The organism is Streptomyces sp. NPDC126510 (assembly GCF_040302345.1).
In the GTDB taxonomy this organism is placed as follows: domain Bacteria; phylum Actinomycetota; class Actinomycetes; order Streptomycetales; family Streptomycetaceae; genus Streptomyces.
In genome coordinates this window covers 239,679-253,316 of the sequence record NZ_JBEORR010000002.1, presented here as the reverse complement: position 1 = coordinate 253,316, position 13,638 = coordinate 239,679, and the positions used below count along the sequence as shown (strand labels likewise).

At 71.8% G+C, this 13,638-nt stretch carries 11 protein-coding genes; 5 read left to right on the top strand and 6 right to left on the bottom strand.

Annotation, left to right across the window (positions count from 1 at the left end; translation table 11 throughout):
* Positions 1–129 precede the first annotated feature (129 nt).
* From ABTX60_RS03070 to uvrC, 5 genes are all read right to left on the bottom strand, one after another.
* The gene (locus tag ABTX60_RS03070) at positions 130–3,084 is read right to left on the bottom strand and encodes a M14 family metallopeptidase (protein WP_352095337.1); all 2,955 of its coding nucleotides are present in this window, start codon (positions 3,082–3,084) and stop codon (positions 130–132) included.
* Positions 3,085–3,235: 151 nt separating this feature from the next.
* Positions 3,236–4,225: a DNA-binding protein WhiA gene (gene whiA / locus ABTX60_RS03065; RefSeq protein WP_033310739.1), complete on the bottom strand. Its 990-nt coding sequence runs from the start codon at positions 4,223–4,225 to the stop codon at positions 3,236–3,238.
* The gene (locus ABTX60_RS03060) at positions 4,216–5,301 is read right to left on the bottom strand and encodes a gluconeogenesis factor YvcK family protein (RefSeq protein ID WP_352095336.1); all 1,086 of its coding nucleotides are present in this window, start codon (positions 5,299–5,301) and stop codon (positions 4,216–4,218) included. The genes whiA and ABTX60_RS03060 overlap by 10 nt, the downstream gene beginning before the upstream one ends.
* Complete coding sequence (rapZ, locus tag ABTX60_RS03055; RefSeq protein ID WP_352095335.1) at positions 5,298–6,257, bottom strand: RNase adapter RapZ; 960 nt, start codon at positions 6,255–6,257, stop codon at positions 5,298–5,300. The genes ABTX60_RS03060 and rapZ overlap by 4 nt, the downstream gene beginning before the upstream one ends.
* A complete protein-coding gene (gene uvrC, locus ABTX60_RS03050; protein WP_352095334.1) occupies positions 6,254–8,338 on the bottom strand; it encodes an excinuclease ABC subunit UvrC in 2,085 nt (694 codons plus the stop codon). Before uvrC ends, rapZ begins: the two co-directional genes overlap by 4 nt.
* A gap of 262 nt (positions 8,339–8,600) precedes the next feature.
* Here uvrC and ABTX60_RS03045 point away from each other — a divergent pair, with 262 nt between their 5' ends.
* The 4 genes from ABTX60_RS03045 to ABTX60_RS03030 all read left to right on the top strand — a co-directional run bounded on the left by ABTX60_RS03045 (position 8,601) and on the right by ABTX60_RS03030 (position 12,035).
* Positions 8,601–8,753 (top strand): hypothetical protein, encoded by a 153-nt coding sequence (locus ABTX60_RS03045; RefSeq protein ID WP_352095333.1) that lies wholly within the window; start codon positions 8,601–8,603, stop codon positions 8,751–8,753.
* Between the two features lie 250 nt (positions 8,754–9,003).
* A complete protein-coding gene (locus ABTX60_RS03040) occupies positions 9,004–9,951 on the top strand; it encodes a hypothetical protein (protein WP_352095332.1) in 948 nt (315 codons plus the stop codon).
* A 138-nt stretch (positions 9,952–10,089) separates the two neighbouring features.
* The gene (locus ABTX60_RS03035) at positions 10,090–11,133 is read left to right on the top strand and encodes a LacI family DNA-binding transcriptional regulator (protein ID WP_352095331.1); all 1,044 of its coding nucleotides are present in this window, start codon (positions 10,090–10,092) and stop codon (positions 11,131–11,133) included.
* Complete coding sequence (locus ABTX60_RS03030; RefSeq protein ID WP_352095330.1) at positions 11,130–12,035, top strand: carbohydrate kinase family protein; 906 nt, start codon at positions 11,130–11,132, stop codon at positions 12,033–12,035. The genes ABTX60_RS03035 and ABTX60_RS03030 overlap by 4 nt, the downstream gene beginning before the upstream one ends.
* 31 nt (positions 12,036–12,066) lie before the next feature.
* Here ABTX60_RS03030 and ABTX60_RS03025 read toward each other — a convergent pair whose 3' ends face one another.
* Entirely contained in the window at positions 12,067–12,930 is an 864-nt protein-coding gene (locus ABTX60_RS03025) for a helix-turn-helix domain-containing protein (RefSeq protein ID WP_352095329.1), read from the bottom strand.
* A gap of 102 nt (positions 12,931–13,032) precedes the next feature.
* On the opposite strand from ABTX60_RS03025, the gene ABTX60_RS03020 reads away from it, so the two are divergent.
* On the top strand, positions 13,033–13,587 hold the full coding sequence (locus ABTX60_RS03020; RefSeq protein WP_352095328.1) for a YceI family protein: 555 nt from the start codon (positions 13,033–13,035) through the stop codon (positions 13,585–13,587).
* Positions 13,588–13,638: the final 51 nt, after the last annotated feature.

The window sequence follows — 13,638 nt, the reverse complement described above, 5'->3', positions numbered from 1 at the left end:
TGGTGACATCCAGATGCCTCATACACGGCAGGGCGGTCCGTACCCGCCAGTAGGGGTACGGACCGCCCACCGCCGCGAGCAAGATCACTCGATTTCGCTACCGCACGGGTTCCCTGTTGACCAGGGAACTCACCCGTCGAGGGAAGCGAGTGCCTTCCTCATCAGCGCCGCCCGCTCGGCCGCGGCGGTGACATGCTCCAGGCCGAAGCCCAGCAGCACGGTGTCGTCCGTGGTGACCGCGCCGTACGTCTGGAACAGGGCGCCGGTGCGGGCCCAGTCCTTGAGGACGGCCGGGCTGCCCGCGGGCGGTCCGGCCACCTTCCAGGCACCGAGCGAGGTCTCGAAGCCCTCGGTCTCCGTCGCCGTCCCGCCGACGACGAGCGAGGCGTCGTCGGCGAGGACGCCTCGCCCGCCGCTGCCCGGGTCGGTGATGTAGCTGATGGAGAGCTCGACCGTCTTGCCGGCGTAGGGGCTCAGGTCGAAGTTCACCTGCTGCCAGCCGTTGGAGGCGCCGGTGAGGCTGTTCCACGTGCCGGTGGTGCCGGTCGCGGTGCAGCCGTCGGCCGCCACGGTCAGGTAGTGCTTCAGCCAGGGGTGCTCGTTGACGTAGAACCCGCCCTCGCACTCGGTCGGCACGGCGGTCCTGGTGGCGCCGCCCGCCTCGGGAAGGGTCGTCCAGTCGTCGGCGCCCGCGGTGCGGGCCTCGACGACGGCGTGGTCGTAGCCGGGCTCGGTGTCCCACAGCAGCTGGGTACGCAGGGTGGGCTTGTCGCCCCCGGTGACACCGGTGAGGTCCACGGTGCGGGTGAGGCGCTTGTAGGCGTCGTCGGTGTGGACGGCGGCGGCCATCGAGGAGCCCGCGTACGGGCCGTACGGGCTGGCCGTGCCGGCGAACCGCCCGGCGCCCTTGCTCGCGAACTGCGGGAACGTGTCGGTGCGCAGCTCGTCGGAGGTGACGCTGTAGGTCCCGGCCTTGTCCAGCGGGTTGCCGGGGGCGGCGCCCAGCGGGCTGGTGACGCCGCTCAGGTCGCCGGAGCCGGTGAAGCCGGTGGCTCCGGGGGTGGCGGTGCGGGTGTAGGCGCCCAGGTAGTACTGGCTGAAGTCGTTCGACAGCGCGCCGCCGCCGAGGTCGACGTTGCCGCCTGCCTGCTCGCCGGCCTCGATCAGCCGGCCGCCCTCGTTGAGGTAGGCCCGCAGTCGGAGCTGGGTGGCGTTGCCCGGGACGCTCGCGCCCGTGTAGTGGACGACGGTGTCGAAGTGGCTCAGCACGCCCAGAGCGTCCGGTGCCCCCTGCTCGGCCACGTCCCAGACGACCGCCTTGCGGCCGCTCGCCTTGAGCGCGTCCACGTACGTCTGCGCCTGGGTGGCGGCGACGCCCTCCTCGGCGACGACGAGGGTGTTCGCCCGGGGCCGCTCGGCGACGGTGTAGGTGAAGCGCTCACTGGAGAGCTTCTTGCCGTTCTTCGCCTCGCCGGTGAACCACACCTCGACCTTGTCGCCCGGCTCGCCGTCCTTGACCTTCGCCCGGTACTCGTCGAAGTAGAGGTTGTCCTCACCGCCGTAGGTCTCGCCGCCCTTCCAGGGCTTGAGCGCCATGTCCCAGGTGCGGCCGCCGTTGACGCGGTACCTGAGCTCCTTGTCGCGCACCGACTTCCGTACGACGACGGAGACCTCCTGGTCGGCGCCGCGGGAGTACGACGTGGTGAACGCGGCCGGGGTGAAGTCGGCGGCGCTCAGGCCGACCGGCGAGGACGGCCGGTCGGGGTGTCCGGCGGACTCGGCGACGGAGAGCGCGAACGGGACGTTCTTCGCGAACTCCTGCTGGATCAGCTTCTCGTCGTCCGGGAAGGTGAAGACCGACTGGCAGTCGGAGGCCTTCCACTCGTCGTTCGGGTTGAGGTCCGAGGCCGTCTGGCAGGTCGACATCTCGGGGGTGAACATCGCCAGGCCGTTGACGTTGGCCGCGTGGCCGTCCGCTTCACCGTTGGTGGTGTACAGCTCGGAGGAGAGCTGCGGGTGGTAGCCCGGGATCGCGGAGTTCTCGGGGGTGCCGGCGAGCGCCTCGTACACGACGTCGTCCGGCGTGTGCGTGGCCACCTGCCAGCCGACCCCGTAGAGGAGAAGTTCGGCGGCGGAGTGGTAGTTGATGCCGTATGTGAAGCCGATCCGCTTCTGGAAGGCGTCCAGGGCCTTGGTCTCCGGCTCGGAGTTCGGGCCCGCGCCGCGGTAGGTCTGGCTGGTGGGGTTGGGGGACGAGCCCTCGTCGTCGTAGCCCCACCTGTAGGCGAAGTTGCGGTTGAGGTCGACGCCGTCGCCGGTGGTGATGGCACCGTCGCCGTTGACGTCCCGAAGGTTCTTGCGCCACTGGCGGTTGGCGGGGTCCGCGAAGGTGTAGTCGTAGCCGTCGGGGTTGGCCGAAAGCAGGAACCACAGTTCGGTGGAGTCGACGATCTTCTTGACGCGCCGGTCCTTCTTGTAGTTGTCCAGGTAATGGTGCATCAGACGCCGGGTCATCTCCGGCGTGATCCACTCGCGCGCGTGCTGGTTGGACATGTAGAGGACCGAGGGCTTGGAGCCGTCCTTCGTCTTCTTCGCGCCCTTGGTGAGCTTCAGCGCGAGGATGTCCTGGCCCTTGATCGTCTTGCCGATGGAGACGACCTTGGTGAGGTCCGGGTTCTCCTGGGCGGTGCGCAGGAGTTCCTCCCGCAGGCCGCCCTTGCCGCTGTACGGGCGGAACACGCCCTCGGCGGCGTCCTCGACCCGGGCCACGGCCCGGGTGGAGAGTTGGTGCTCGGTGAGGTCGACGCCCTGCTTCTCCAGCTTCTTCGCCTGCTGGTCCGTCAGATAGACCTCGACCGTGGCGGTGCCCTTCTCGGGCACCCGCTCGCTCAGTTCGTGACCGTCCTGACCGGCCGCCAGCAGCAGGGGTACCTGCTTCTGGTCGACGTCGGCCCGGAAGACCTTGACTTCCTCCGGGTCGGACGGGTTGGAGCTCCCCGGTTGTGCCTGGGCGATGGGCGCGAAGCTCGCTCCGCCGATCAGGAGCGCGCCGACAGCGAGGATCGATCTCGCTCTTCGTCTCATGAACCCCCCTAGCGTGGGTCCGCCACAGCAGCGAACAGATGCCAGGCTCATGACAGAGCATGATCGAGTCAAGGGTGCCTCAGCGACACGCGAAAACCGGTGCCGGTCACCCGAATGGGCGCCGGCACCGGCTTTTTGACGTGGTGTGGGATCAGCCCACCAGGTTGTCGGCCAGCTCCTCGCTGAGGTTGGCCTCCGTACCCGGGATACCGAGGTCGGACGCGCGCTTGTCGGCCATGGCCAGCAGGCGGCGGATCCGGCCGGCGACGGCGTCCTTGGTCAGCGGCGGGTCGGCGAGCGCGCCCAGCTCCTCCAGGGATGCCTGCTTGTGCTCCATGCGCAGCCGCCCGGCGGCGGCGAGGTGCTCGGGCACGTCGTCGGCGAGGATCTCCAGGGCGCGCTGCACCCTCGCCCCGGCGGCGACGGCCGCGCGGGCCGAGCGGCGCAGGTTGGCGTCGTCGAAGTTGGCGAGCCGGTTCGCCGTGGCGCGCACCTCGCGGCGCATCCGGCGCTCCTCCCAGGCCAGCACCGACTCGTGTGCGCCGAGGCGCGTCAGCAGCGCGCCGATCGCGTCACCGTCGCGGACGACGACCCGGTCCACGCCGCGCACCTCGCGGGCCTTGGCGGCGATCGACAGCCGGCGGGCGGCGCCGACCAGGGCGAGTGCGGCCTCGGGGCCCGGGCAGGTCACCTCCAGGGAGGACGAGCGGCCCGGCTCGGTGAGCGAGCCGTGCGCCAGGAACGCGCCACGCCAGGCGGCCTCGGCGTCGCAGGTGGCCCCCGAGACCACCTGCGGGGGCAGGCCGCGGATCGGGCGGCCCCGCCCGTCGACGAGGCCGGTCTGGCGGGCGAGCTGGTCGCCGCCCGCCACCACCCGCACCACGTAGCGCGAGCCTCTTCGCAGCCCGCCCGGAGCCATCACGATCAGCTCGGAGCCATGGCCGAAGATCTCCAGGATGTCCCGCTTGAGACGGCGGGCCGCCATGGCCGTGTCCAGCTCCGCCTCGATCACGATCCGACCGCTCACCAGGTGGAGGCCGCCGGCGAACCGCAGGATGGCGGAGACCTCCGCCTTTCTGCAGCAGGTCCGGGTGACGGGGAGCCGGGAGATCTCGTCCTTCACCGCTGCCGTCATCGCCATGGGCCGATCCTTCCATGCATCCGAAAAATACGGTCGTACGCGGCGGCCAACAGCTCCGGGTCGTGCCTCGGGGTCCCGTCGGGTCTGGCCACCGGCGCCAGCTCGACCGCGGCCCCGAACCGCTTGGCGGCATCGGTCAGGGAGTCGCGGTCGGGCACGGCGGCCTCGTCGGCCAGCACCACGTCCAGGGCGAGTTTAGGGGCGTGTCGTCCCAAAACCTCCAAATGACGCTGCGGGGAGAAGCCCTCGGTTTCTCCGGGTTGCGGCGCGAGGTTCAGGGAGAGTACCCGGCGGGCCTTCGTCTGCGTGAGCGCGTCCAGCAGCTCGGGCACGAGCAGATGCGGAATGACCGAGGAGAACCAGGAGCCGGGGCCGAGCACCACCCAGTCGGCGTCCAGGACGGCCTCGACCGCCTCGGGCACGGCCGGCGGGTCGTTCGGCACGAGGTGCACGGACTGCACCTCGCCGGGGGTGAGGGCGACGGTGGCCTGGCCGCGGACCGTGTCGACCTCCTCCGGACGCTCCGGGTCATGGCCCTTGACCAGAGCCTGGAGCTCCAGCGGGACGGCGGACATCGGCAGCACCCGGCCCTGGGCGCCCAGCAGTCGTCCGACCAGGTCGAGGGCCTGGACATGGTCGCCGAGCTGCTCCCACAGGGCGACGATCAGCAGGTTTCCGACCGCGTGCTCGTGCAGGTCGCCCTGGGACTGGAAGCGGTGCTGGATGACCCGGGCCCAGGTCTGGCCCCAGTCGTCGTCGCCGCACAGCGCGGCCAGCGCCTTGCGCAGGTCCCCGGGCGGCAGCACGCCCAGTTCGTCGCGCAGCCGGCCGCTGGAGCCGCCGTCGTCGGCCACGGTGACCACGGCGGTGAGATCACCGGTGATCCGGCGCAGCGCGGCGAGCGAGGCGGACAGGCCCATGCCGCCGCCGAGGGCGACGACCTTGGGCTGGGTGCCCCGGCGGCGCGGTCTGCCGCCCCGGGCCTCGGCGGGCCGGCCGCTCTTGCCGCCGGGGCTGCCCTTGCCCTCGGGCACCACTCGGCGCAGCCGGCTCAGCCGCGGTGTACGTGGTGTCATTCGCGTCCCATGTCCCGGTGTACGACCACCGTCTCCACGCTCTCGGCGGCGAGCCGGGCGGCGAGCTTCTCCGACATGGCGACCGAGCGGTGCTTGCCGCCCGTGCAACCCACGGCGATGGTCACGTAGCGCTTGCCCTCGCGGCGGTAGCCGGTGGCGACGAGCTGGAGGAGCTCCGTGTAGCGGTCCAGGAACTCCTTGGCACCGGGCTGGTTGAAGACGTACCCCGAGACCTCGTCGTTGAGGCCGGTGTACGGGCGCAGCTCCGGGACCCAGTGCGGGTTCGGCAGGAAGCGGCAGTCGACGACGAGGTCGGCGTCGACGGGGAGGCCGTACTTGTAGCCGAACGACATGACCGTGGCCCGCAGCTCCGGCTCTTCCTCGCCCGCGAACTGGGCGTCCATCTTGGCGCGCAGCTCGTGCACGTTCAGGCTGGAGGTGTCGATCACCAGGTCGGCGTCGCCGCGCAGCTCGCGCAGCAGCTCGCGTTCGGCGGCGATGCCGTCGACGATGCGGCCGTCACCCTGCAGGGGGTGCGGGCGGCGCACCGACTCGAAGCGGCGGACCAGTGCCTCGTCGGAGGACTCCAGGAAGACGATCCGTCGTGTGACGTTCTTCGCCTCCAGGTCGGCGAGGGACTCGCGGAGGTTGTCGAAGAAGCGGCGGCCGCGGACGTCGACGACGACGGCGATCCTCGCCACGTTGCCCTGGGAGCGGGCGCCGAGCTCCACCATGGTGGGGATCAGCGCGGGCGGCAGGTTGTCGACGACGAACCAGCCGAGGTCCTCCAGGCATTTCGCGGCCGTGGAGCGCCCCGCTCCGGACATGCCGGAGATGATCACCAGTTCGGGGATGGCCGCGTCCGGGACCTGGGCCTTGTCGTTGGGCGTGCCCGTACTCACCTGTGCTCCGTCTCCGGCTTGCTCGTGTTGCTCGTCGTGCTCGTTCACATTCATGTCTCCTGCCCCCGTCGTTCGTCCGGGGCGCCCGCTGCCACGGGTTCCCCACTGGAACCCATGGTGCCCGGTTCCTCTTCCATGATCTCTCCGGTCGCCGTGTTGACGGCGGGTGCGGCCGGGGCCGAGCGGGCGAGGGCCACGGCGATCGTCTCGGCCGTCTTGCGGCCTATGCCGGGGACCTCGCAGATCTGGTCGATCGTGGCGGATCGCAGTTTCTTCAACGAACCGAAGTGCTTCAGAAGTGCCTGCTTTCGCGTGTCCCCGAGGCCGGGGACGTCGTCCAGGGGGCTGGAGCGGAAGCGCTTGGACCGCTTGGTGCGCTGGTAGGTGATCGCGAACCGGTGGGCCTCGTCACGGACGCGCTGGAGCAGATACAGGCCCTCGCTGGTGCGGGGCAGGACCACCGGGTCGTCGTCGCCGGGCAGCCAGACCTCCTCCAGGCGCTTGGCGAGGCCGCACACGGCGATGTCGTCGATACCGAGCTCGTCCAGGGCACGGCGGGCGGCCGCGACCTGCGGGGCGCCGCCGTCGACGACCACGAGCTGGGGCGGGTAGGCGAATTTCTTCGGGCGGCCGTCGTCCTCGGTGGGGCCGGCCCCGACGATCTCGCCTTTGCCGTCGATCTCGGGGGTCTCGGGGGCCCCGGCGTTCTCGCCGTCCGTCCACTCCCCCGTCTTCTCCTTCTCGGCGAGGTAGCGCCGGAAGCGGCGGGTGATCACCTCGTGCATGGAGCGGACGTCGTCCTGCCCGGCGAAGCCCTTGATCTGGAAGCGGCGGTACTCGCTCTTGCGGGCCAGCCCGTCCTCGAAGACGACCATGGAGGCCACGACGTCATCTCCCTGGAGGTGGGAGATGTCGTAGCACTCGACCCTGAGCGGCGCGCTGTCCAGGTCGAGGGCGTCGGCGATCTCCTCCAGAGCGCGTGAGCGCGTGGTCAGGTCGGAGGCGCGCTTGGTCTTGTGCAGCACGAGCGCCTGCTGGGCGTTGCGCTGCACGGTCTCCATCAGCGCCTTCTTGTCGCCGCGCTGCGGGATGCGCAGGGAGACGCCGGAGCCGCGCCGGCCGGTGAGCCACTCCTGGACCGGCTCCAGGGGGTCGGGCAGAGCGGGGACGAGGACCTCCTTGGGGACGGCGTCGCCCGTCTCCTCGCCGTACAGCTGCTGCAGGGCGTGCTCGACGAGGGCGCCGGTGGTGATCTCCTCCACCTTGTCGGTGACCCAGCCGCGCTGGCCGCGGACGCGTCCGCCGCGGACGTGGAAGATCTGGACGGCCGCCTCCAGCTCGTCCTCGGCGACCGCGATCAGGTCGGCGTCGGTCGCGTCGGCGAGCACGACCGCGTTCTTCTCCATGGCCTTCTTCAGGGCCCCGATGTCGTCGCGCAGCCGGGCGGCCCGCTCGTACTCCATCTCGTCGGCCGCTTCCGCCATCTGCTTCTCCAGCCGGCGGATGTACGTGTTGGTCCGGCCGGTCATGAAGTCGCAGAACTCGTCGGCCAGTTCGCGGTGCTCCTCGGCGGAGACCCGGTCCACGCAAGGCGCTGAGCACTTGCCGATGTAGCCGAGGAGGCAGGGGCGGCCGGTGCGGGCTGCGTTCTTGAACACGCCCGCGGAGCAGGTGCGCACGGGGAAGACGCGCAGCAGCAGGTCGACGGTGTCGCGGATCGCCCACGCGTGCGCGTAGGGCCCGAAGTAGCGGACACCCTTCTTCTTGTGACCGCGCATCACCTGCACGCGCGGGTACTCCTCGTTCATCGTCACCGCGAGGTAGGGGTAGCTCTTGTCATCGCGGTACTTGACGTTGAACCGGGGGTCGTACTCCTTGATCCACGAGTACTCCAGCTGGAGCGCCTCGACCTCCGTCGACACCACCGTCCACTCCACGGACGCGGCCGTGGTGACCATGGAGCGGGTGCGCGGGTGCAGGCCCGCCAGGTCCTGGAAGTAGTTCGCCAGGCGCTGGCGCAGGCTCTTCGCCTTTCCGACGTAGATCACCCGGCGGTGCTCGTCACGGAACCTGTAGACCCCCGGCGAGTCGGGGATCTCACCCGGTTTGGGGCGGTAGCTGGAGGGGTCGGCCATGTCTCACACCCTACTGGCGAGCACCGACAGTCAGACGCGGCGGACGGACATGATCAGGGGACCGGCGGCAGGCAGTTTCCAACGGCATGGGCGCGCGGGGGTTACGGCCCTCCGGGAGCGGGAATGTGGCTCACCCACGGCACTCGGCGACGCCCGGCGGGCGGAGTCCGTGCCGGTGCAGGCACAGGTTGTCGGTGCGGACCGGCCGTTTCCGGTGGGGAGCGGGCGGGCCACGGGTCGGAGGGCTGCGCAGATGAAGCGGATGCGGATCGAGAAAACCCGGCGGACGGTCCGTGCCCGCCGGTACGCGGACGACCCGTTCGCGCTGCCCGACGCCCTGGACCCGCGCGACCCCGACATCGTGCGGGCCAAGCGCCTGGCCCTGCGGGAACAGGGCGGGAGCGACCACTCCTAGCAGCACACGTCCACCGCGAACGCCCGGGGCGCACGCCCCGGGCGTTCGCATGTCCGGACCGAGCCGGCCGGCAGGACAAGGGTCACCGTCCGGCATCAGGTGTTGTCGGGACCGGGTCAACACGCTTCAATGCGGGGGAACTCGGGCCCTGAACGACGGCGTACGGATGTGAAGACCTGCCCCGCGCCGGTGGAGGGCCCCGCGCAAGCGGTCTGACCAGCCGTTGCCGACTCGGAGAAGAGGCCCCTGCATGCCGCACGCCCCACAGCACGCGGACGTCGCCACCGCGGAACTGGACTCGGCCCTGCGGGGCGGCCCCTTCCACGTCGCCCTGCGGGCCGCGATCGCCGCCCGCGGCCTGCCCCTGCAGCGCGTGCAGCACCATCTGTCCCGCCACGGCGTGAAGGTCGGCGTCACGAGCCTGAGTTACTGGCAGCAGGGGGCCCGGCGTCCGCAGCGTCCCGAGTCGCTGCGGGCCGTGCGCGCGCTGGAGGAGATCCTGGAGCTCCCCGAGGAGTCGCTGATCCGGCTGCTCGCCGAGTCCGGGGAGAGCCCGTCGGGGCTGCGGTCCGCCGCCCGTTCCTACCGCTCCCTCGTGGAGGCGTCCGGTGTCCTGGACCAGTTGCTGGCGGAGCTGGACTGCCCGCCGGACGGAGGCCTGCACTCCCTCGGCCACCACGAGCGGCTCCGGATCGGGGCGCGGCGCGAGCTGGCCGAGCGCGAGTCGCACCACATCGTGCGCGCCCACCGGGACGGCATCGACCGTTTCGTGGCCGTGCACCACGGCGACCGGGGGGCCGCACCGGAGCGCATGCGGGTGCACGCCCTGGAGAACTGCCGTACGGGACGGGTCCGTTGGCACCGTGACACCGGAGTTCTCGCGGCCGAGCTGCTCTTCGACACCCGGCTGCGGGCCGGCGACACCTTCCTGTTCCGCTACGGAGTCGAGGACGGCACGGCGGGTCCGTCACGCGAGTACGTGCGCGGCTTCGACTGCCCCGGCGGCCAGTACGCCCTCCAGGTGCGCTTCGACACGGCAGCCCTGCCGGTGCGGTGCCACCGCTTCGCCCAGCACTCGGCGGCGGCGCCGCGCAGCGGATGCCATGACCTGGCGCTGAGCGGCCGGCACCGGTCGGTGCACCTGGTCGAGCCCCGGGTACGGGCGGGGTTCCTGGGGATCGGCTGGGACTGGGAGTAGCCGGCCGCACGGGCCCGGACGTGTCCCGTGACAGCCCGGGTCGCGAACCGACGTAAACGATTGCGCAAACGTTTACGTGCGTCGCCGAATGCGGTACGTTCCCCGCCGGAGGCGGAGGAAGCGCAGGAGGGAACGTTCATGGCGACCATGACCGACGTCGCACGCAGCGCCGGTGTCTCCGTGGCCACGGTCTCGCACGTCCTGAACGGCACCCGGCCGGTGCTGCCGCACACCCGCCAGGCGGTGCTGGACGCCGTGGAGGAACTCGGCTACACCACGAACACCCTGGCCCGTTCCCTGGTGACGGCCCGCACCCGGTCCATCGGGCTGGCGGTGTCGGCGATCAGCAACCCGTACTTCACGGAGATCCTCCAGGGCGTCGAGGCCGCGGCGCTGGACGCCGGATACAGCCTGCTGATCGCCGATCCGCACGACGACCCGGAACACGAGTGCAAGGTCGTCCGGCTGCTGCACGAGCGCCGGGTCGACGGCATGATCGTCGCGCCCTCCGCCGAGCCGCGCGGGCTGCTCGCCTATCTGGGGCGGCACGACGTACCGGCGGTGTTCCTGGACCGGCTGGTGGACGCGCCCGGCGAGGACGGCGGTCCGCTCTTCGACCAGGTGTGCGCCGACAACGCCGAGCCGACGTCCCGCCTGGTCGCCCATCTCGCCGGGCTCGGTCACCGGCGGATCGGGCTGGTGGCGGGGCGGCCGGGGCTCAGCACCACGAGCGAGCGGATCACCGGTTACCGCAGCGGCCTGGCCTTCGCGGGGCTGGCCTACGACGAGCGGCTCCTGGTGCACGGCGACTCGGACTCGGCGGGTGCCGAGCAGGCGACCGGGGCCCTGCTGTCGCTGGGTGTGCCGCCGACCGCCCTGGTCACCGGCAACAACGCCATGACCATCGGGGTGCTGCGTGCCCTGAGCGCGCGCGGAATGTCCGTCCCCGACGACATCGCCCTGTGCTGCTTCGACGACTTCGCCTGGGCGGATCTGTTCTCGCCCCGGCTCACCGCGATCGCCCAGCCCGCCAGGGACATCGGCGCCCGGGCCGTCCGCGTGCTCCTGGACCGTTTCGCCGAGCCGGACCGGCCCGTCCGGACCGTGCGTCTGCCCTGCGCCTTCGTCCACCGCACGTCGTGCGGCTGTCCCAGCCCGTCCGAGGGAGGAACCCCGTCGTGATCGTCGTCGCCGGTGAGGCACTGATCGACCTGGTACCGCAGGGCACGGGTGCCCTGGCGGCGCTGCGGCCCGCACTCGGCGGCGGCCCGTACAACACGGCCGTGGCGCTGGGCCGCCTCGGCTCCCCCGCCGCCTTCTGCTCCCGGGTGTCGTCCGACGCCTTCGGGCAGGCTCTGCTGGACCGGCTGAGCACGACGGGGGTCGACGTGTCCGCGGTGCAACGGGGCACCGAGCCGACGACGCTCGCCGTCGCCACGGTCGACGCGGGCGGCTCGGCGGCGTACTCCTTCTACGTCGACGGGACGGCGGACCGGCTCTTCGAGGCACCCCCCAGGCTGCCGGCGGGCACCCGGGCGGTGTCCTTCGGCACCTGCTCGCTGGTGCTGGAGCCGGGCGCGAGCGCGTACGAGGAGATGATGCGCCGGGCGGCCGCGCAGGGCGTGTTCACCGCGCTGGACCCGAACATCAGGGCCGGGCTGATCCCGGACGCGGACGCCTACCGGGCGCGGTTCAAGAGCTGGCTTCCCTCGGTGTCGCTGCTCAAGCTGTCCGAGGAGGACGCGGAGTGGCTCGGGGGTTCGCCCCGCGAATGGCTGGCGTCCGGCCCGGCGGCGGTCGTGATCACCCGGGGCGGCGACGGGCTGACCGCCTTCACCGCCGACGGCAAGTACACGGTGCCGGGCGAACGCGTCGAGGTCGTGGACACGATCGGCGCGGGCGACACGGTCAACGCGGCCCTGCTGCACGGGCTCGCGGTGCGCGACGCCCTCAGTGCACGGCGCCTTGCCGAACTGGGCCCGGACGGATGGACCGAACTGCTGGGCTTCGCGGCCCGCGCGGCGGCGATCACCTGCTCACGGGCCGGGGCGGAACCGCCGTACGCCCACGAAATGGAGTGCTGACACGGGCGGAACGCCCCGGGTGCCCGGCGCTTCAGCCGGTCTCCCCCACCGCCCGCAGTGCTCCGGGGCGGCGGCCGTTGAGGCGGTCCAGGGCGGTGGCCGTGGCATCGTCCGCGGGCAGGTGGATGACGAGCTGCTGTCCCTCGTCGGGAAGCGAGAGCGTCTCGTTCAGCAGCCGCAGGGAACCGGCCTCCGGGTGCTCGATGTGCTGGGACCCCGTCCGCCTCGGTGTCGCGGCCAGGTCGGCGAACCGGTCGGTGAAGTCCGCACCGGCCGTGACCGCCAGCTCGTCGGCCAGCTCGGCGAGGTAGGGGTCCCGCAGGGGGACGCCGTGCCGGAGCCGGGCGACGAGGTCGTCGGCCACGCGGTCCCAGTCGGGGTAGGCGCTGCGTGCCCGCTCGTCGGTGAACAGGTACCGGAGCAGGTTGGGCCGCTCGTCGTCGAGCAGACCCAGCGGCCCGGCCAGGCGCTCGTATCCGGCCGTGTGGGCGAGGATGTCGCCGATCCAGTTGACCACCAGCGCGGGAGTCGGCTCCAGGCGGTCCAGCACGGCCCGTACCGTGGGGCGCGCCGCGCGGCTGAGCGGCGGGGCCGCCGCACAGACCAGCGGGTCGCCGCCGTCCGCCTCCTTGGTCAGGCGGCGCAGCAGCATCCGGTCGGCGAGGGAGAGGTTCAGAGCGTCGGCCAGGGCGCCGAGCACCTGGGCCGAGGGGTTGCGGTCACGGCCCTGTTCCAGCCGGGTGAGGTACTCGACGCTGACGCCCGCGAGCGTGGCCAGCTCGGCGCGGCGCAGGCCCGGGGTACGGCGTCGGGGGCCTGCGGGCAGACCCGCCTCGGCCGGGGTGACGGCTTCGCGCCAGGTGCGCAGGAACGTGCCCAACTCGTTGTCGCTCACCCGCCGAAACGTACAGGGCGCGCGGGCGCCGAGGGTGGCCCCGTCACTACCAGGCTCCGGCCGGTCTCCCTCGCGGACGGCTCGGCCCACAAGGTGGAGGGCATGACGAATGACACCGCTTCCGCCGCCCTGCCTCTGGCCCCTGGTCAGTGGGCCCTCGACCCGTTCCACTCCTCCGTGAACTTCACCATCCGGCACCTGGGCATCGCCAAGGTGCGGGGCCGCTTCGAGCGGCTGGAGGCCGAACTGTCCGTCGGTGAGCGGATCGAGGACGTGCGGATCTCCGCGACCGTCGATCTGGCCTCGATCAACACCGGCAACGCCGACCGGGACGCGCACGTCCGCGCCTCCGACCTGCTGGACGTGGCGAAGCGCCCGACCATGACGTACCGCTCGACGCGGGTGTCGGGCGAGGGTGAGGACTGGACCATGGAGGGTGAGCTGACGATCGGTGACGTGACCCGGCCGGTGACGCTCGCGGTGGAGTTCGGCGGGCTGGTCGAGGTGCCCATGGACGGCAGCCGGCACGCCGGGTTCGAGGCGACGGGCGAGATCCGGCGCGGGGACTTCGGGCTGGACTTCGCCCCCGGCCTGCTCGGCGACGTGGTCAAGATCCAGCTCGACATGCAGTTCGTGGAGCCGAAGGAGAACGCCTGAGGGCGCATCGGACGCGCCAGGCCCCACAGGACGTTGCCTGTGGGGCCCGGC